Source organism: Heyndrickxia sp. FSL K6-6286, assembly GCF_038630395.1.
GTDB classification, from domain to species: Bacteria; Bacillota; Bacilli; order Bacillales; family Bacillaceae_C; genus Heyndrickxia; species Heyndrickxia oleronia.
In genome coordinates this window covers 1,339,762-1,360,550 of the sequence record NZ_CP152029.1, presented here as the reverse complement: position 1 = coordinate 1,360,550, position 20,789 = coordinate 1,339,762, and the positions used below count along the sequence as shown (strand labels likewise).

Annotated in this window: 16 protein-coding genes and 1 other RNA gene; 3 read left to right on the top strand and 14 right to left on the bottom strand. The window is 35.6% G+C overall.

Annotation, left to right across the window (positions count from 1 at the left end):
• Positions 1-92 precede the first annotated feature (92 nt).
• From MHI39_RS06685 to MHI39_RS06655, 7 genes are all read right to left on the bottom strand, one after another.
• On the bottom strand, positions 93-1,754 hold the full coding sequence (locus MHI39_RS06685) for an alpha-glucosidase (protein ID WP_071976484.1): 1,662 nt from the start codon (positions 1,752-1,754) through the stop codon (positions 93-95).
• A gap of 52 nt (positions 1,755-1,806) precedes the next feature.
• Positions 1,807-3,492, bottom strand: coding sequence for an alpha-glucosidase (locus MHI39_RS06680; RefSeq protein ID WP_342540932.1), 1,686 nt, complete (start codon positions 3,490-3,492; stop codon positions 1,807-1,809).
• Positions 3,493-3,529: 37 nt separating this feature from the next.
• Positions 3,530-4,552, bottom strand: coding sequence for a LacI family DNA-binding transcriptional regulator (locus MHI39_RS06675; RefSeq protein WP_251346071.1), 1,023 nt, complete (start codon positions 4,550-4,552; stop codon positions 3,530-3,532).
• 83 nt (positions 4,553-4,635) lie between these two features.
• Positions 4,636-5,457 (bottom strand): carbohydrate ABC transporter permease, encoded by an 822-nt coding sequence (locus MHI39_RS06670; protein ID WP_058002839.1) that lies wholly within the window; start codon positions 5,455-5,457, stop codon positions 4,636-4,638.
• Positions 5,457-6,317 carry a sugar ABC transporter permease gene (locus MHI39_RS06665; RefSeq protein WP_180213326.1) on the bottom strand — a complete coding sequence of 287 codons (861 nt, stop codon included), beginning with the start codon at positions 6,315-6,317 and terminating at the stop codon, positions 5,457-5,459. Before MHI39_RS06665 ends, MHI39_RS06670 begins: the two co-directional genes overlap by 1 nt.
• Positions 6,318-6,492: 175 nt before the next feature.
• The gene (locus MHI39_RS06660; protein WP_180213325.1) at positions 6,493-7,797 is read right to left on the bottom strand and encodes an ABC transporter substrate-binding protein; all 1,305 of its coding nucleotides are present in this window, start codon (positions 7,795-7,797) and stop codon (positions 6,493-6,495) included.
• Between the two features lie 789 nt (positions 7,798-8,586).
• On the bottom strand, positions 8,587-9,375 hold the full coding sequence (locus MHI39_RS06655; RefSeq protein ID WP_071976488.1) for a zinc ribbon domain-containing protein: 789 nt from the start codon (positions 9,373-9,375) through the stop codon (positions 8,587-8,589).
• 208 nt (positions 9,376-9,583) lie between these two features.
• Here MHI39_RS06655 and MHI39_RS06650 point away from each other — a divergent pair, with 208 nt between their 5' ends.
• Entirely contained in the window at positions 9,584-10,516 is a 933-nt protein-coding gene (locus tag MHI39_RS06650) for a VanW family protein (protein WP_071976489.1), read from the top strand.
• Positions 10,517-10,748: 232 nt separating this feature from the next.
• Here MHI39_RS06650 and MHI39_RS06645 read toward each other — a convergent pair whose 3' ends face one another.
• Positions 10,749-12,431 (bottom strand): FAD-dependent oxidoreductase, encoded by a 1,683-nt coding sequence (locus MHI39_RS06645; RefSeq protein ID WP_278891077.1) that lies wholly within the window; start codon positions 12,429-12,431, stop codon positions 10,749-10,751.
• Positions 12,432-12,645: 214 nt separating this feature from the next.
• On the opposite strand from MHI39_RS06645, the gene MHI39_RS06640 reads away from it, so the two are divergent.
• Positions 12,646-13,314 carry a TetR/AcrR family transcriptional regulator gene (locus MHI39_RS06640; protein ID WP_342540930.1) on the top strand — a complete coding sequence of 223 codons (669 nt, stop codon included), beginning with the start codon at positions 12,646-12,648 and terminating at the stop codon, positions 13,312-13,314.
• Between the two features lie 209 nt (positions 13,315-13,523).
• The gene (locus MHI39_RS06635) at positions 13,524-13,931 is read left to right on the top strand and encodes an LAGLIDADG family homing endonuclease (protein WP_278891075.1); all 408 of its coding nucleotides are present in this window, start codon (positions 13,524-13,526) and stop codon (positions 13,929-13,931) included.
• 471 nt (positions 13,932-14,402) lie between these two features.
• On the opposite strand, the gene ssrA is transcribed toward MHI39_RS06635, so the two are convergent.
• The 6 genes from ssrA to eno all read right to left on the bottom strand — a co-directional run bounded on the left by ssrA (position 14,403) and on the right by eno (position 20,726).
• Positions 14,403-14,743: a transfer-messenger RNA gene (gene ssrA / locus MHI39_RS06630) on the bottom strand.
• Positions 14,744-14,877: 134 nt separating this feature from the next.
• On the bottom strand, positions 14,878-15,345 hold the full coding sequence (smpB, locus tag MHI39_RS06625; RefSeq protein WP_058002848.1) for an SsrA-binding protein SmpB: 468 nt from the start codon (positions 15,343-15,345) through the stop codon (positions 14,878-14,880).
• 68 nt (positions 15,346-15,413) lie between these two features.
• Entirely contained in the window at positions 15,414-17,741 is a 2,328-nt protein-coding gene (gene rnr, locus MHI39_RS06620; RefSeq protein WP_071976493.1) for a ribonuclease R, read from the bottom strand.
• Between the two features lie 12 nt (positions 17,742-17,753).
• Entirely contained in the window at positions 17,754-18,500 is a 747-nt protein-coding gene (locus MHI39_RS06615) for a carboxylesterase (protein ID WP_058002850.1), read from the bottom strand.
• A 317-nt stretch (positions 18,501-18,817) separates the two neighbouring features.
• Positions 18,818-19,051, bottom strand: coding sequence for a preprotein translocase subunit SecG (secG, locus tag MHI39_RS06610; RefSeq protein ID WP_058002851.1), 234 nt, complete (start codon positions 19,049-19,051; stop codon positions 18,818-18,820).
• A 382-nt stretch (positions 19,052-19,433) separates the two neighbouring features.
• The gene (eno, locus tag MHI39_RS06605; protein WP_058002853.1) at positions 19,434-20,726 is read right to left on the bottom strand and encodes a phosphopyruvate hydratase; all 1,293 of its coding nucleotides are present in this window, start codon (positions 20,724-20,726) and stop codon (positions 19,434-19,436) included.
• Positions 20,727-20,789 lie beyond the last annotated feature (63 nt).

The following is a 20,789-nucleotide window of genomic DNA, read 5'->3' as shown; positions in this document are numbered from 1 at the left end:
TTAGGCAACACAGAACCAATTTAGTTTTAAATGTACTTTCTTCATAAAAAAACTGACCCTTCCTTGTAAGAAAAGATCAGTTTCTTAAATATTTATAATTTGTAAACTCTTGCCTCATAAGGTTTCAGCATAAAGTGTTGGATATCCTTATGTTCCGGTAATTTATAATTATTCAAGAGTAAATGATTATATTTTAATGATGCTTCATTATACGAATACTCTGCTGGTCGATCTGTTAAATTCGTTATGACAATCATTTTCTCATCTCCAAGAGTCCGAGTATATGCATAAATTTGTGGATCCTCTTCCAAAATGAGATCATATATTCCATAAGTAAATACTTTATTCGTTTTCCTTAAACGAATCATCTGCTTATAAAAATGATAAATAGAATCTAAATCATTTTGTTGCCTTGCTACATTTATTTCTTGATAGTTCGGATTGATCCCCATCCAAGGGGTTCCTGTAGTAAAGCCAGCATGGATATCCTCAGACCATTGCATCGGAGTACGAGAATTATCACGACTTGATGCCCAGATTACCTTCATTATTTGTTCATGAGGGATATCATCTTCGATTCTTAACTTATATAAATTCTTCGTTGCCACATCATCGTACTCATCAATCGATTGATATTTCACATTGGTCATTCCTATTTCTTGACCTTGATAAATAAATGGGGTACCTTGCATAAAAAAATACATTGTTGCTAAAGCTGTAGCACTTTCACGCCAATATTCTTTATCATTCCCCCAAGTCGAAACAACACGTGGCTTATCATGGTTTTCAATAAATAGTGCATTCCATCCTTTATTTTCAAGACCCTTCTGCCATCTGCTTAGAATTTTTTTCAATTCAATAATATCAATTGCATTCTGACTTTCGGCATCCCATAACCCTAGATGTTCAAATTGAAAAACCATATTAAATTTCCCTTTATCTTCGCCTACCCATAATTCCGCTTCATCAATCCCAACACCATTGGCCTCACCGACGGTCATAATATCATATTTTGAGAATGTTTCCCTTTTTAATTCTTCAAGAAAAGGCTGAATTCCATCAACATTCATATGCTTGTCAAAAGATGAAACATAAGGTAATCCTTGAGGATTAGGCATATCATGAAGACCTGCCTCTTTTTTTATATGACTGATGGCATCAACACGGAAACCATCAATTCCTTTGTCCAACCACCAAGTCATCATCTTATAAAGAGCATGCCGTACCTCATCGTTTTCCCAGTTTAAATCTGGTTGTTTCTTTGAAAAAATGTGCAAATAATATTGTTCTGTCTTTTCATCATATTCCCATGCAGAGCCCCCAAAAATACTCTCCCAATTATTTGGTTCTCTATCTTCCTTTCCGTCACGCCAAATATACCAATCTCTTTTTGAGCTATGTAAGGAACTTCGGGATTCAATAAACCATGGATGCTCGTCACTAGTATGATTAATAACCAGGTCGATAATTAATTTCATCCCTCTAATGTGAACCTCTTTTAACAGTTCATCAAAATCACACATCGTTCCAAACTCATCCATTATATCTTGATAATCACTGATATCATATCCGTTATCATCATTAGGGGATTTATACATAGGACAGATCCAAATCACATCAATTCCAAGCTCCTGTAAATAGTCCAACTTTGTAATAATTCCATTTAAATCCCCGATTCCATCCCCATTGGAATCCATAAAACTTCTTGGGTAGATTTGATAGGCAACTGCCTCTTTCCACCATGTTTGCTTCATCGGTTTTCCTCACTTTTCTTCGATCATCTGTTGTTCACGAAAGCAATTATTATCATGTTAATTTATACACTCTTGCTTCATAAGGTAACAATTTAAAAGCCTCTTGTTCATCTTCCTGATCAATTGAATAATTACTAATTAATAATTCTTTTTTCTCATACTCTAATTCTTGTGGCCATTCAAATTCAGGTTGTCCATCAGAAAAATTTAATATGATTAAGAGTTTTTCATCACCCAATGTTCTTGTAAAGGCATAGATCTCACTATGTTCTGGAAGAATTAAATCATATGTGCCGTATACAACAATTTCATGTTGTTTTCGAAGCTGAATTAATTTTTTGTAATACTGAAAAATGGAATGATCATCAACTAATTGTTGCTCTGCATTAATTTCCTGATAATTTGGATTTACCTTTATCCACGGTGTTCCGCTCGTAAAACCTGCATTAGGACCACTACTCCATTGCATTGGAGTTCTTGCATTATCTCGACCTTTTGCATAGATTGAATTCATGATTTGCGATAGATTTTCTTTATCTTCACTAATTTTTTCATTATACATATTTAATGTTTCAATATCTTTATAATCATCAATGGTTGGAAAACGGACATTCGTCATACCTAATTCTTCCCCTTGATAAATATATGGTGTACCCTGTAGAAAATGGAGAAAAGTGGCAAGCATTTTTGCAGATTCCAACCAATATTCATCATCATTTCCGAACCTCGAAACCATTCGTGGTTGGTCATGATTATTTAAATAGAGACTATTCCACCCGACCTGTTCAAGCCCTTTTTGCCACTTTGTGAAGGATGCTTTTAAATCACTTAATTGAAGCTCTTTAAGATCCCATTTTCCAGTCGGTCCAGAATCTAAATCTACATGTTCAAACTGAAAAACCATATTCAATTCATTTCTGCCTTCACCTGTATAAAGTTTTGCTTGCTCTACAGTGATACCAGGCATTTCTCCAACAGTAATAAGATCATATTTAGATAGAACTTGTTGATTCATTTCCTGTAGATATTCATGTATTTTTGGACCATTCATATAGAAATCGGCTCCAGATGCATATTTTTTTCCCTCTAATGCAGGAGCATCTGGAAGACTTGGAACCTTTGAAATAAAATTAATAACATCCATACGGAAGCCATCAATTCCTTTTTCCAGCCAAAACTTCATCGTATCAAATACCTCGGAGCGAACCTTCGGATTCTCCCAATTTAAGTCAGGCTGTTTTTTGCTAAAAATATGCAGATAATATTCATTTGAGTCCTCATCATATTCCCATGCAGATCCACTAAATACAGACTCCCAATTATTTGGTTCCGCTCCATTCTTTCCTGGCTTCCAATAATAATAATCTCGATATGGACTGTCTTTTGATTGCTTTGCCAATCTAAACCATTCATGCTCATCAGATGTATGATTAACGACTAAATCCATCATAAGCTTCATATCACGCTTATGAATTTCTTGAAGAAGTTCCTCAAAGTCTTGCATTGTTCCGAACTCGTCCATAATCGATTGATAATCACTAATATCGTAGCCATTATCATCATTTGGTGATTGATATACTGGGGATAACCAAATGACATCTACCCCCAATTCTTTAAGATAATCGAGTTTCTCCATTATCCCTTTTAAATCACCAATCCCATCACCATTTGAATCATTGAAACTTCTTGGGTAAATTTGATAGACAACGCTTTCTTTCCACCATGCTTTTTTTGTCACTTTATTCACAACCTTTAGAGGAATTCTATATCCTGAATTATTTCAGGCTAGCACATGATTTTCTTTCAATCATCGTCGCAGGAATGGTCAATCGCTTCGGTAAAATAGTTGGATTCTTAATTTTTTCAATTAAGCAGCTCGCGGCTTCAAGTCCTAATTGAAAGATATCGATGTCAACAGATGTTAATGGTGGTCTCATATGATTAGTTAACATGATATTATTGAAACTTATGATAGAAATATCTTCGGGTACCCGTATATTTAAACTTTCCGCATAGCTCATTAATTCAATGGCAACAAAGTCATCTGTAACAACAAGTGCTGTCGGTGGCTCATTTGCTAGTAGAAATTCTTTTGCTACCTCCACGCCACCTTCTTTTAAGCTACTTTCCTGAACTACTAATTGTTCGTTAAATGGAATTCCCGCTTCTTGTAGTGCCTGTTTGTACCCTTCCATACGATCAATTGTAAAGACTACCTCTGGATTTAAACCAATAAATGTAATCCTTTTATGCCCTTTATCAATTAAATATTTCGTTACTTGTTTGGTTGCATAAATATTATCATTATCGACATGTGTAATTCTTTCTGCATTATTATATGGCCGTCCAATGACAGTGAAGGGAAAATCCTCCTCTAATAAATAGTTCATGACTGTGTCATTTGTTTTCGAGTATAAAAGAATAATTCCATCAACTCGTCTTCCTTGAACCATTTGTACAACTTCCTCGAAGATTTCCTCTTGAGTGGCACCTGTAGATAAATAAATGCCATAGCGATCCTCTCTTGCCACCTGGCTGATCCCACGTAAAACTTCTGGAAAGAATGGATTTTCCAATACCTTTGTAGCAGAGTTAGGCATAATGATACCAATACTTTGAGTACTTTTTACGGCTAAGCTCCTTGCTTGAAAATTTGGATGATAGCCAAGTTCTATCATCGCTTCTCTGACACGTTTTTTGGTTTCTTCACTAATTCTTGGGTTATCTGCTATAACCCTCGAAACGGTTGAAGGTGACACACGAGCGACCTTCGCCACATCTTTTATTGTAACTGCCATTTTCATATCCCCCGTTAATCAAATGTTTACATAAATCTATTGTAAACGGATTATCTACCAATAGTTAGAATTTTTGCGAAAATTTATTTCACTGAGCCTTCTGATACTCCTTTAATAATTTGTTTTTGTAAGAAGAAATAAACAATAATCACTGGGATAATGGCTATTGTTAAACCGGCTAATGCTAAGTGCCATTGTTTCGTATATTCCCCAAAGAAGAAGAACATTTTTAACGGGATCGTTTCCATTCCTTCTTTATTAATAACTAGTGAAGGCAATAAATAGTCATTCCAAATCCAAATAATATTGAGTATCGCAACTGTCACAGTAATTGGTTTAAGCATCGGGAAGATGATATACCAAAATACTTGAAAACGATTGGCTCCATCAATGGTGGCCGCTTCATCAAGGGATTTGGAAATACCAGTTAATGTTCCATGATACAAAAAGATCGATAAACTTGAACCAAATCCTAAATACATTAAAATAATTCCAAATCGATTAAGTAGTTCCATCTTTCCAAATACAGAAATGAGCGGAATCATGACGGATTGAAATGGGATTAACATCGCAGCGACAAATAGGAAAAAGATGAAACCTGTCATTTTACTTTTTCGTCTTGATAACGCATACGCTGCCATAGAAGAAAAGACTACAATAACAATAACGGCTACTACAGTAATTAACACTGAATTAAATAAAGTTTTTAAGAAATCCAATTGTTTAAATGCCTCGATATAATTATCAAAGGTAAATTTATCAGGAAGCCCTAGCGTATCCGTGAATATTTCTCTTTTTTCTTTAAAGGAGTTTACAACCATCAAATAAAATGGTGAGATCCAAAGAAGGGCTAAAATGATGCCTAGAATTCCTATAAAATATGTTTTTTTCTTGTTTCTGCCCATTACATTTCAACCTCCCGTCTCTTATTGATGTATACCTGTGTAAGTGATATTGCCGCTACAATAATAAAGAATATGACTGCCTTTGATTGGGCGTAAGCCATTGCATTTTCAGTAAATGCTGTTTTATAAATTTCCATTGCGACCATTTGTGTTGAATGGAATGGGCCTCCACCTGTCAGTGAAAGGTTTTGATCATATAGTTTAAATGAATTTGATAATGTTAAAAATAAACTAACTGTAAATGCTGGAGCAACAAGTGGGAATGTGACATGAATAAATCGTTGGAAGCTATTTGCCCCATCAATTTCAGCTGCCTCTAATAATTCCTTAGGAACACTCTCTAAATATGAAATATAAATAACCATAATATAACCCGACATTTGCCAGCTCATTAGTATTGCCAGTGCCCAAAAACCAGTTTCCGGAGTGGAAAGCCATCCTTTTAAGGCTTCAATACCTAATAAATCACCAACTCCAGAGAAAACCTTAATAAAAATAAATTGCCAAATAAACCCAAGGATAAGTCCACCAATTAAATTTGGCATAAAGAAAATGGTTCTTAATAAATTGCTTGTTTTCATTTTTTGAGTCACAATGAGTGCCAATGAAAGTCCAAAAAAATTAATTAAAAATACGGATACAACAGTAAATTTAATAGTGAACCAAAGTGAATCTAAAAACTCCTTATCTTTAAATAGATTCATATAATTCTCAAAACCAATAAACTTTAAATTGTCAATTCCATTCCAATTAGTAAATGAGTAATATACACCGAAAATTAATGGCAAAATGACAACAAGAGCTAATGCAATTAGTGTTGGCGCCAAAAATAGCCAGTACCATAAATTACCTTTTTTCATGACCATTCCTCCAAGTTAGAAAAGTGCCTCATTCGTAAGTCATCATACTGCGTGACCTTCCTGATAGCCACGCAGTATGATGAGTTGTATTTGGCACCCAGACCTTTAGATTAAAATATAGAAAACAAAGCAACGAAAGGGTTGCCTTGTTTTCTCTTTTCTAAAGTCTCAGTTATTACCTAGCAGCTTCCCAAGACTTTTTAGATTCATTCACTAAATCCGCCCAACTCATTTTACCGCTTATATATTTCTGGATGTTGATACCTAATTGCTCTTGTCCCCAGCCTGTTGGATATCCCATAAATACCCATGCAATGGTTTTGCCATCCTTTGCATAATTATAAACAGCTTTTGCTAAAGGATCTGAGATTTTACTTGCATCGAAGCCATCATATGCAGGAATAAATTTGAAATCATTAATAACAGCTTCTTTCCCCGCATCAGATGTATATAACCAGTCTAAGAATTTTTTCGCCTCAGTAATTTCTTTATCATTTTTATTTTTATTTACTGCCCAATACATTGGTACGCCAACAGGAATGGCATCTTCTTTATATCCTTCAACAGGAATTGGTAATAACCCAATACTATTTTCCGCTAATTCCGGATCAATCCCTTCAATTGAACCATATACCCAGTTTCCTTGTTGAATCATGGCTACTTTACCAGTTGAGAATAATTCTTCAACTTGTTGAGAATAGTCTAAACTTACAGTTGGTTGTACAGAATATTTGTTTTCTAAATCAAGAACATGCTTAAATGCATCGGCATATTTAAAATCAACTTTTTTAGCATTATAAGCATCCATAACATTTCCATTAAATTCTGGTGCTAAAAATGTATTTGACAAATGTAAACCTGTTACCCATGTTTCCTTACCAGGTAATGCAAATACCGCATCAAGTCCTAAATCTTTTTTCTTCTTATCTAATGTTTTTACAGCGTCTTCTAAAGCTGAGAATGAAGTAATTTCTTTCGGATCAATTCCTGCTTTTTCAAAAACTTTTGTATTATAAATGAAACCATATCCCTCTTGGTTATAAGGTAAACCTAGGATTTCATCTCCTTTTTTAACCCCTTCAAGTGTTCCGTCAAGTGCAAGTGATGCTGCTTTTGTATCTGATAAATCTGCTAATTTTGCTTCCCAATCCTTAACGTCTTGGGGACCACCTACATTGTAAATTGTCGGCTCGTTTCCTGATGCGAATTTAGACTTAAGTGCTGCACCATAATCCTCACCACCACCGACTGTCGTAATATTGATTTTTACGCCTTTATTCTCTTTCTCATATTTTTCTGCTAGTTTTTTAAATTGATCTTTAAATTCAACTTTAAACTGAAAAATATCAACAACTACATCACCTTTAGATGATCCTTTTCCTTCTTTTGAATCATCGTTTGATGATGAGCATCCAACTAATCCTATACTGACTAAAAGAATTAGAGCCAGCATAGCAGGTAAGAGCCTTCTTACTTTCATGATTTATACCCCCATCTTTTTTGTTTAACTACTATTCATGTAATGCTTGCATACCCAGGAAACCGCTTGCATTGTTTTCTACTTTTAAATCTACCTTATTTTTGCAAGAATCATAGATTAAGATTAAACCGCTTACAAAATATAAGAAAAAATAAAGAATTTTAGTTTATTATTATTCCAAGGTTGATGCAAACGATTGCATAAACTTATGTCATTATAGTAGCACAGGAAATAAGTGTTTACAACAGAAATTTTTTAAAAGTCAAAAACCTTCCTATATTAAAGCTTTTTGTAAAGCATGTTCCTAATATGGATTCAGCGCATGTTTTGGCTAATGACATTTCAAAAAGTAAATGGTAGGGGTAGAAACATGATGCAATCAATCCCCATTAGATGAATAGATAAAAATGGATTACGAGAAACATAGAAAAAAGCCTTTCCCTTACTCAATAGAGAAGAAACAAATAAAAAGAGCCAGGGTAAAGCTGGTGATGGGACCAATCCTTTTCCACTGCTAGATGAATTGGTGCACAGAATGGACAAAAAAATAAATAAAAACCATTTTATATGAAACAACAGGTTAATAATTAGTCTTCCGGTATCAAACGAAGATTTATGATAATACGAAAGAAATAGCAGATACTTGATTGGTTCGGAGAAGCGTTCGCTCGACTCCTACGGGAAAGGCAAGAAGGCGGGAACCTGGAAAACCTCATCTCTCAAAAATAAAAAATGCCGACAAACTAATTGTCGACAGTGTGAGACCCAATGAACATCGGGTCCGTTTTCTTAAAAAATATTAAACAGGCCACTAAAAAAATTCTTAGTAAAAACATCAGATGTTAAAGCAACAAAGATCCCCATGATCACATAGGCGATAAGCAGCCCATAAATAGGATCGAATTTTACATTAGATTGTTTTCGGTAAGAAAGAAATGTGATAATAATAGCAATTTGAAGGCTAATCAAAATTAAACTGATAATAATACCAATTATTTTTAATAATCCTGGTAAGGCAGCAATAAAGAAAAGTACTGATAAAACGGTAGGTATAGTAATTAACGTACCAAAACGACCTAGTATGTGATTAAACGAAATACTTACTTTAAATAATAATTTTTGAATTCCAAATAGCACCGCTACAGCCACTAATAAAGTAATAATTCCATATAAAAACACTGAAAAAAATGTTTTAAAGAAATGAATATTATTACCTAAAAGACTAAAACCACCAGTGATAGACTTCATTTCAAAATACGTACCTAATCCAAAAAATAGTGATAAAAAGAAAATATTAAAATAGCCGAAAAGGAAATCATTTGGTTTTTGATTAATTCCTCTTTCAAAAGGAGATTTTATATTTTCTAATAAAAATCCCCAGTAATTTTTAGCAGCTTTCTTTGCCTTTTCTACATTTTCATTTAAATGCTTCTTCTCTTCTTGTCCATCTTCCATAGTGACTGCTGAGGCAATCTCTATTTTTGATTGATTCACTTCCTGCTGTTCCACTCTTTTGCCACAACCACTACAAAATAAATCTTCTTTTTCTAAACTCTCCCCACAATTTGAGCAATACATTAATCGAGATCCTCCCCCGTTTTCCTCATCTTTTTTGGAAAATAATAGACTTTATTCCATTTACATAAAATTATACTAAAAGTCCCACAAGATAAAACACCTTTTATTTAGAAAAGGTATAAAGAACTACCTTTCAAGCTATTTTCCCTATTCTTGCTCACATAAAAATATTCTTTCTTACCTATACTATTTTGGGAGGTGATCATTTATGAAATGGATTGGATTATCCATTTTAATGTTAGTTGGAAGCCAAAATATTCTTTCAGATAATTTTACTGTATCTCATAATGGTGAAACCATTGCCAATGTCAATCGAGCTTATTTTTCTAATCCTTTCATCGATATACCTTTAGTAAATGAGAATAACTATGAGAAATTTATTCAACTCCTTGAAAAAGCGATTTATCAACCACCTGTTAATGCCACTCTCGACGACACCGGTAATATTGTGCCTGAAAAGGTTGGCTATAAATTGGATCACGATACTTTTACAAAGCAATTTTATACATATTATTTTAATCAAGGCCCTGCTAACATCATTGCTCCAAAACAAATGGTTTATCCAAATGTTGATAGTGAATTACTTTCACTCATTCGGGTGAAACAGATTGGTCATTATACTACTTTTTTTAACTCAGGCAATAAAGAGCGATCAATGAATATTAAGCTTGCTAGTGAGGCTATTAATAATCAAGTAGTATTTCCGGGGGAGACCTTTTCATTTAACAAAGTAGTTGGTAAGAGAACAAAGGAGAAAGGCTATATGCGCGCCCCTGTAATTGTAAAAGGAGAACTATCTGAGGACATTGGTGGTGGAATTTGTCAGATTTCATCCACTTTATATAATGCGGTGGATAATGCGGGGATCACGATTACCGAGCGCTACTCTCATAGCAAACGAGTGCCTTACGTACCTTCTGGACGAGATGCCACAGTTAGCTGGTACGGTCCCGACTTTCGGTTTACCAATAAGTATAATCAACCTGTGTTAATTCGCTCGAAGGTCTACGGGGGAACCGTACGCATCATGGTTTATTCTTCTGAAGACATCAATTTTAAACCGAAAAGAATCCAAAAAGCTACCTATAAGTTGCCGAAAGAAATCCCACTTGATTCTGAGGTGAATAGGAATCATTTATAGTTAGTAATCGTTTTATTTAGAGGACACTAGTTATGTATTTGAGAAAAAAACATTCTTTTTCTTATGTTATTCCTCAATTATATACTCAGTGTCCACTTTGAACTTATAGCAATTATTGCTCTGCGATTTTGTGAAGAACTCTAGTAATCATGGTTCTACGTGCTTTATTGGTTCGCTCTAATAACCTGTCCATTCATTCCGTCGGCTGGTAAGGTTGCCAACTTAACAATTTCTATGCTTCTATTGGTCTTGCTGCAACAGCTGCCATCTCACTTGCCGCAATATAACCGAACACCATCGCCGGTCCTATTGTAGCACCTGGTCCTGGATAGGTTTCTCCCATCACAGCAGCTGCACAATTTCCAGTAGCATATAAACCTTGTATATGCTGTCCATTTTCGTGAAGGACTCTTGCAAGATTATCCGTGACTAGCCCACCTTTTGTTCCAATGTCCCCAGGGTAAATGGGAATCGCATAGAAAGGTGGTTTTTCCAATGGTGCTAAATTAGGATTTTTTAACGTTGGGTCACCATAATAACGATCATAAGCACTTACGCCGCGTTGAAAATCTTGATCATGTCCATCTTTAGCAAATTTATTAAAGCGAGCAATAGTTGCTGCTAATTTCTTTGGTGGCACACCAATTTCTTTCGCTAAATCTTCTGGTGTTTCTGCCTTTTTCGTATAGCCTGTTTCAAACCATGTTTTTGGGAAGGATTGGCCTGGCATGATACCAAAAACTAGATAACGTTTTTTCACTGTTTGATCAAAAATCATCCAAGAAGGAATCGTTGTTGCTCCTCCTTGATTATTTTGGTACATCTTATCTACAAATTCATGGTAAGGAACCGATTCATTTAAATAACGCTCCCCTTCACTATTTACAATAATTAGCCCTGGGGTTGCCCGTTCTGCGACAGGCATAAATGCTGGGGAACCAGGTGGGATTGATGTTGGTGTCCCCCACATTTTATCCATCAAATCCAACTTTGCTCCTAATTTACGACTAGCCCCAATTACATCGCCAGTTTGTCCTTCAGATGATAATGTCCACTCTGTATTAGATGGTTGGGGTAAATACTTTTCACGGAGTTCCTGATTGTGTGAAAATCCACCAGAGGCAAAAACGACGCCATGCCGTGCTTCAATATTTATTTTTCTACCATTATGTTCGGCAATAATGCCTGTAACACGATTATTTTCAAATACAAGATCATGAAATGGAGTAGATAACCAAACCTCTCCACCTGCTTCCTTAAGCGAAGCATATAACCGGGCAACGAGAGCCTCTCCTAGTGTAGCTGGATTATATGAACTTAGCTTCGTTCGAATAAGACGCATACCGACTTTCAATGATGTTTTTTTCCCAATCCATGTTCTCGTAATCATATTTACTTTATGAAATTCGCTTGACTTCAACACCATCCCCTTCGTCGGTAACCCAGATTTGCGCATATTTTTTTCATCCTTGCCTAGCTTACGAAGATTGAAAAGCTGCGCCTCAATTGCCCGCCCACTAGGTTTTCCACCAGGCAACTCCGGATAATAATCTGAATACCCAGGAGTATATTCCCATCTGACATGCTCCGTATTTTCATGGAGATATTTTATCATCTCAGGTCCTCTTACCAAGTACGTATCCTTTAAATATTGAGGGACCCGATCGCCTACAGTTGCATTCAGATATGCACTAGCTTGCTCATACGAATCTCCTACACCAGCTTCTTCTAAATAGAAATTATTTGGTACCCAAACCGTGCCCCCCGATTTAGATGTTGAGCCACCAAAAAGTTCTGTTTTTTCTACAACAATTGCTGAAAGACCCTGTAGCTTTGCAGTTAAAGCTGCGGTTAATCCACCTGCTCCAGAACCGACGACTACTACATCAAAGCAGAAATCCCAATGTTTATCCATAAGCCCAAACCCCCACTTGAAATAATTAAAATATGGTACACTGTTATTAAAGGTAGGGAAAATTCAGAAAAGTTATATCAACTATACATTCCCTTGCTACAACTATAATTTTCTTTAGTCAAATCATTCAATCAGTAAATTAATTCATGTTGTATTGATAAACAACAGATTTCATAAATATGTTTAAAATAATAATAATTAGGGGTGGAATCTCATGATAGACTCGGATAAAAATTTGGATAAACGAGTACGCAGAACGAAATTGCAATTAAAACAGGCTTTTATTAAACTAATGGAGGAAAAAAATTATGATCAAATTACAGTGACAGACATCGTGAACCGTGCTGATTATAATCGTGCAACCTTCTATCGCCACTACAATTTTAAAGAAGAATTGGCAGAAGAAATGATTACTGACAAAACGACAGCACTCTTAGAAACCTTCAAATATCCTTACAAAAATAATAATATGATTCATCTAAACTCATTATCTTCATCAGACATCATCGTATTTGATCACATTATGGAAAATAAGGATTTCTATAAACTATGGAGAAAATTTCAATCAATACCTGGGTTTGAGGAGTCATTTTTACAATCCATAGTTAAATTTATCAAAAAGGATATTACTTTATTAACTCCTCATGACCCTCATTTGGATAATAACCTTTATACAACTTTTTATGCCAATGGCATTTTAGGATTGATATTAGATTGGATCAAAAATGGACTTGAACCGCACCCTGACTATATGGCAAAACAAACTATTATCCAGCTAAGTCATATATTTCGGCAAAAGGCAATTCCCCCACTACTTATGTTAATTGGTAAAATGGACAACTATACATTCCAATCAGGGATGGCACTACATAAAAAAGGTTAAAACCTTGAAGACTAATATCTTTTGGGGGCATTACATTTTTAAGGATCGAATTAGATATTCGAATTTAACAGCATCGTTTAGAAAAAGATAATTACCCTTTAAGTAGTTCATCCTACTAACTCCACATTAATATTTACTTGCTTAGTCAAACTAAATTTTGTAAACTTAAAACAGAACATATGATCGTCTTCATGAAAGGGAGGCTAGACATGGAAAAATGGGAAGCAGCCTATGTAGCTGGAATTATAGATGGAGAAGGAAGCATTACTTTAACTAGAATGCATGAAAAGGAACACAGACGTCCATGTATCACAATTGCTTCCACTGATAAAGAACTACTCATTTATATTCAATCTTTAACAAGGGGAATAATAATAAATAAAAAGAATTACAATCCGAATAAATATAAAAATTCATATACCCTATATATTAAAAAGAAATTAGATGTATTTCATACATTACAATCGATAACACCATTTCTAAGGATAAACCAAAAAAGAGAACGTGCTAAATGGATTCTCAATAATTACGATACTGTCACTCCACGAAATGGAAAATACTCTCATGAACTTTTAAAAGAAAAATTGATGTTTGAAGAGGAATTTTTCAAATTATAAAATTTTAACTATACAAACCAATGAAAATTCCAAAAGAAAACAAGATATTTCCATATTGCCCACACTTTAATTATCTCTAATCTAATCAAAATCCTTCCCACACAAAATAAAGCATAAAGTTTCCAAAGGAAATTTTATGCTTTATGTCATAATTATTAAATTATTATCCACCATTATGTATTTGGTGGAGACGGTGGGACGTGCTATTCCATACTTTCGTAATGGCACTGACTATATCTTGTACCTGAATATCTTTCAGGTACCCCGGCGTATTATACGAAATATATATTTACTTAGTTTAAGTAGATTTCGTATCCTAGTACTACCTTTCAGGTAGCCTATAAGTCGATACACGGCTGTTGGATTACTCCACATACCGCTCGGCATTGCCTTATCGCATTTAAGCAACTTAGGTTTCACCGATAAAGCCGGATTTTCACTTATGTGTTACCACATAAGGCGACTATTTACTAATCGAACCCACGTCCAGAAACATTGCCACTTAAGCGTCTACGAGTGTAGTCGATATATTATTGTTTCGCAGCTTCTTCTGCCTATCGACAGGCGTCTGAAGTGCTAGCCTGATTGGTCTCTTCCATCGTCCCCAGGCGGAGGACAACCGGCGTAGCCCACTACAGTTGAGACCCTGACCCTACCACATGGGCGATGGAGGGAGGATCCGCTTAGTGCTTATTAGGCAGCTAAAGCGAAGTTATTGTTAGATTTGCCAGTTATTATTGGCTTTGGCGTTTTTACGAGGACGACCCCCTCGACTCGCAACCTAAGCTCAAACTATCCCTGTCGAATCCGTAACGTCCCCATAATAGAAAGGTTACGATTTCTCTTAAAAAGAGAAAGACGCTCGAGACATATGAGCTTATCTTTATTAACTACATGTATTATTATAGCATAATAATCATGAAATGCAATTGTAAATTTCTTCAAACTACATTTGCTGACGAGCTTTAAAGGCTTTTTCAATTTCACGTTTGGCTTCTTTTTTCTTTAGATCTTCACGCTTATCATATTTCTTTTTCCCTTTACCTAGGCCGATAAGCACTTTAGCATAACCATCTTTTAAATACATTTTAAGAGGGACTAATGCATAGCCAGCTTCCTTCGTTTCTCCAATTAATTTATTTATTTGTTTACGGTGAAGCAATAATTTTCTTTCACGCAATGGATCATGGTTATAACGATTTCCTTGTTCATATGTACTAATGTGCATATTGTAAATGAAAACTTCACCTTTTTGGATTCTAGCAAACGAATCCTTCAGGTTCACACGACCCGCACGAATCGATTTAATTTCTGTGCCTTGAAGAACAATTCCCGCTTCAAATGTTTCCTCAATAAAGTAATCATGATTTGCTTTTTTATTTTGTGCAACTACTTTGCCTTCTCCTTTTGGCATCTTTTTCTTCTCCCCTCTTGCCTGAAAGTAAGGGCACCTTGATCAAAGGTATCAAAGTGCCACTTGGTTTATTTACGTTTTTTTGAACGCTTATTTTTCGGTGTATTAGCAAAGGATTTTTTCTTTTTCTTCTTTGCTTTTGGTGGACGTGTAGACCAATCACCATTATCAGAATTTCCTTGTGGTCCTTTTTTCTTTGTATCCTTTTTATGTGAACGAACCTTAACAATTCTAGGCTGTTCTTGTCTTCCTCGTCTTGCTTGGTTATTTTTCATACCTACAATTTCAAAGTCAATATCGTGTTCATCTTTATTTACATTAATGACTCGAACCGTAATTTCGTCACCGATGCGGAATACATTTCCCGTTTTTTCACCAATCATCGCATATTGACGTTCATCATAATGATAATAATCATCTGTCATATAACTAACATGAACTAGACCTTCAATTGTATTTGGCAATTCAACAAACATTCCAAAATTCGTTACAGAACTAATCATTCCATCGAATTCTTCGCCCACTTTATCTTCCATATATTCAGCTTTTTTCAACTCATCTGTTTCACGTTCAGCATCAACTGCCCGTCTTTCCATTTTTGAGGCATGGTCCGCGATCTCTTGAAGTGATGCATCCCATTTCGCTCTAGTCGCTTGATCGAGTTTTCCTTCTATGAGATACGTACGAATTAAGCGATGGACAATTAAGTCCGGATAGCGACGAATCGGTGATGTAAAATGTGTATAAAACTGAGTTGATAAGCCAAAATGTCCTAAACTTTCAGGATCATATTTTGCTTGTTGCATCGAACGAAGCATAACAGTCGAGATGACCATTTCCTCTGGTTTGCCCTGAACCGCTTCAATAATTTCTTGCAATGCTCTAGGATGGACAGAGTTGGCTGTTCCTCTAACAATTAAACCGAAATTAGTAATAAATTCGAAAAAGCGTTGTAGCTTTTCTTCTTTAGGGTCTTCATGAATTCGATACATGAATGGAACATCTAGCCAATGAAAATGTTCAGCAATTGTTTCATTGGCAGCAAGCATGAATTCTTCAATTAAACGCTCTGCAACTGAACGTTCACGAATGACTACATCAACTGGCTTTCCTTCTTCATCGACAACGACCTTTGCCTCTTTAAAATCAAAATCAATGGCACCACGTTCCATTCTTTTATTTCGAAGGATTTCAGCCAATTGTTCCATTGTTTCAAACATTGGAACTAACATTTGGTAACGGTCTCGAACTTCTTCATCTTTATCTACTAAGATTTTATTAACATCTGAGTAGGTCATTCTTTCAGTCGTTTTAATGATGCTTTCAAAAATCTCATGGTTAACCACTTCCCCTTTATCGTTAATTTCCATTTCACACGATAAGGTAAAACGATTAACTTTAGGGTTTAACGAACAGATTCCATTTGATAATCGATGAGGAATCATAGGAATGACGCGATCAACTAAATAAACACTAGTTCCTCTTTCTAATGCTTCTCTATCAATCGGTGAGCCTTCTGTCACATAATGCGTCACATCAGCAATATGTACGCCCAATTTATAATGACCATTTTCAAGGCGAGTAACCGTAACAGCATCATCTAAATCCTTTGCATCAGCCCCGTCAATGGTAACTATGGTTTCCTGGCGTAAATCGCGACGATTTCCAATTTCACTTTCATCGATCGTATCTGGTACATTATTGGCTTGTTCTAATACTTCCTCTGGAAATGCTTGCGGGAGACCATGTTTATGTATGACAGATAAAATATCTACACCTGGGTCATTTTTATGTCCTAGGATTCTTACTACTTCTCCCTCTGCATTTTTATGCCCTTCTGGATAAGAGGTTAAATGAACAACCACCTTGTGTCCCTCAACTGCTCCTGCATTTGCATTTTTCGGGATAAAAACATCGCTCCCGAATTTTTTATCATCTGGAATAACAAATCCGAAATATTTGCTTTCTGTATAGGTTCCTACTATTTCTGTTATCCCACGTTCTAAAATCCGGACAACGGATCCTTCTCTTCTCGCTCCTGAGCTTTGTGAAGAAACTCGTACTAAAACGATATCGCCATGCATAGCGTTATTTTTTTCATGGGGTGGGATAAAAATATCATCTAATCCCGGCTCTTCAGGTGTAACAAAGGCAAAGCCCTTTGCATGACCAGTCATTTTCCCACGTACAAGATTCATTTTCTCTGGAAGACCATAGCGATTACTTCTTGTTCGAACGACAAGCCCTTTTTCTTCCATTGACACAAGTGTTTTAACAAATTCCTTGAAATCTGTAGAATCCTCAATTCCAAATACTTGCTCTAATTCTTGAACGGTCAGTGGTTTATAGGCTTCGTCTTTCATATATGTTAAAATTCGTTCAATTTTTTCTTCCATAATCATCCCTCCTTATTCAGACCAATCTAATTGCTCAAGATATTCATAAATATCTTCGTGAAGTTGTTCTTTTTCTTTGTCTAATGTAATCACATGCCCTGATTCTTCATACCATTTAATCTTTTTTTGATCGGATTCAACACTATTATAGATAATATTCGCACTATCCGTGTTAATCATTTCATCATTTCTAGCTTGTACGACGAAGGTTGGCGAATAGATCATATCTACATTATCACGAACTTCTCCAATTAATTCTTGAAGAGCTTTTAAGGTTTTCATCGGTGTTTTCTTAAACTCTTCTATTTCTGCCTCAATTTGGCTGTCAGTTTTTCCTTCAAACTTTTTATATTGTTTAGCGTAATCAATTATACCGTCATACATCGTTTCTTCACTTTTTATATACATAGGGGCACACATAGGAATTATTCCCTTTACAGGTACAGTGTAACCTAATTTTAAAGAAAATACCCCACCTAGTGATAAACCAGCAACAGCTATTTCATCATACCCTTTATTTTTTAAATGCTCATAACCTGTCAATACATCCTGCCACCAATCATTGGGACCAGTATGAACTAATTCTTCAGGTGGTACTCCATGTCCTTTATAAATTGGGGCATGTGTGGTATAGCCCTTTTTTTCAAGAAATCTTCCAAGCATACGAACATCAGCCGAACTACCTGTAAATCCATGTAGTAGTAATACCGCTCGTTTTCCTGCTTCGAATGTAAATGGCTTTGGTGGTACAATTTTCATGATGCTTACTCCTTTAAAAAAGACTTTGTATCTTAGTTTTAACAGACTCTTTTCAAACATTCCAGAAATTACTGCTTGTTTATGAAGGAATATTTAAAAACAAAAACCTAAATCATTAGATCGTTTATAATATCTATCGATTACAGTATCTTCCATTTTTCTGTTCCTGCGAGAATAACACTTACGTTTTCTCACACCTCGTCCCTTTTTCCGCTCGATTCAGAAACTTCACCCGGAGTTTTCGTCACATCTCATTTCTAAAATGTAGATGATAATAAACGATAAAAAACCTGACCAACCATCGGTCAGTCAGGTGTTTAAATTCCGAAATATGAAACAGCTAATGCTAATAAAATAAATAATACTGCAAGAACTACTGTAATTCGATGTAATACTAAATCCATTCCACGAGCTTTTTGCTTTCCAAATAGCTGTTCTGCACCACCAGAAATCGCTCCTGATAAACCTGCACTTTTTCCTGACTGTAAAAGTACAACAATAATTAATGCAATCGCATCAACGATTAATAATGTCATAAACAATGCGTGCACGAAGCCCACCTCCATATCGAACAAATAAACGTAACTTTACTGTACCATACTTTCAACTTGTACACAACGAAATTTGGTGGCTAGAACCAAAAATGGTGTCTGTCACTAAAAAAAGTAAAAATGATTTGCGATAGGGTATAGAATTCGCACAAATAAAGATGGAATTCGCATGAAATTTTCGTTATTCGCACGAAACGGACCTTGTTTGGCACGAATACAAATTATATTGCTTGATTCGCACAAATTCCTACATGATTCGCACGATCTTACGCTGGATTCGCACGAAATATTTTCAACTCCAGATTTCCCATAAAAAAAGGGAATATATATTGTCTTACCTAGTAAAAAAAGCCGGCAAGCAGCCGGCATCTTTAACTAACAATTATTTTTTCAAATTGTAGAATGTATCTTTTCCTAGGTATTGAGCTGTATCAGCTAATTGATCTTCAATACGAAGTAATTGATTGTATTTTGCAACACGGTCTGTACGAGATGGTGCACCAGTTTTAATTTGGCCAGCGTTTGTTGCTACAGCAATGTCAGCAATAGTTGTATCTTCTGTTTCACCGGAACGGTGTGAGATGATTGCTGTGTAGCCTGCACGTTTTGCCATTTCAATTGCATCGAAAGTTTCTGTAAGTGTACCAATTTGGTTAACTTTAATTAAGATTGCATTGCCGACACCTTGTTTGATTCCTTCAGAAAGTTTCTTTGTATTCGTTACGAATAAATCGTCACCAACAAGTTGAACTTTTTTACCGATACGTTCAGTTAGAAGCTTATGACCTTCCCAGTCATTTTCATCTAAACCATCTTCGATTGAGATGATTGGATATTTAGAAGTAAGCTCTTCATACCAATCCACCATTTCAGCAGATGTACGAACAACACCTTCACCTGATAAATGATATTTACCGTCTTCTTTATTGTAGAATTCGGAAGATGCAGCATCCATTGCAAGCATAACTTCTTCGCCTGGCTTGTAACCAGCTTTTTCGATTGCCTCGATAATTGTTTGAAGTGCTTCTTCATTTGATTTTAAGTTAGGAGCGAAACCACCTTCATCACCAACAGCTGTATTTAAACCTTTTGATTTAAGAACCGCTTTAAGATTATGGAAAATTTCAGCACCCATACGTAATGCTTCCTTGAATGTTGGTGCACCAACAGGCATAATCATAAATTCTTGAATATCCACATTGTTATCTGCATGTTCTCCACCATTTACGATGTTCATCATTGGTACTGGAAGTTGCTTAGAGTTAAATCCTCCAAGGTATTCATAAAGCTCAATGCCTAAGAAATCAGCTGCTGCACGAGCGACCGCCATAGATACACCTAAAATAGCATTTGCGCCAAGCTTACCTTTGTTTTCTGTACCATCTAGTTCAATAAGAAGTTTATCAATAACTACTTGCTCTGTAACGTCATAACCGATTAATTCTTCAGCAATAATTTCGTTAACATTTTTTACAGCAGTTTGAACACCTTTTCCTAAATAACGGCTCTTATCACCGTCACGAAGTTCAACTGCTTCATATTCACCAGTTGATGCTCCACTTGGTACTAAGGCGCGTCCAAATGCACCTGATGCTGTGTAAACTTCTACTTCTACAGTTGGATTACCGCGTGAATCCAATACTTCGCGTGCGTATACTTCAGTAATATGTGGCATATTTTATTCTCCTATTCTTTTCAATAAATTTTGATATGTTAATTCTTGTTTTCGGTAATTAGA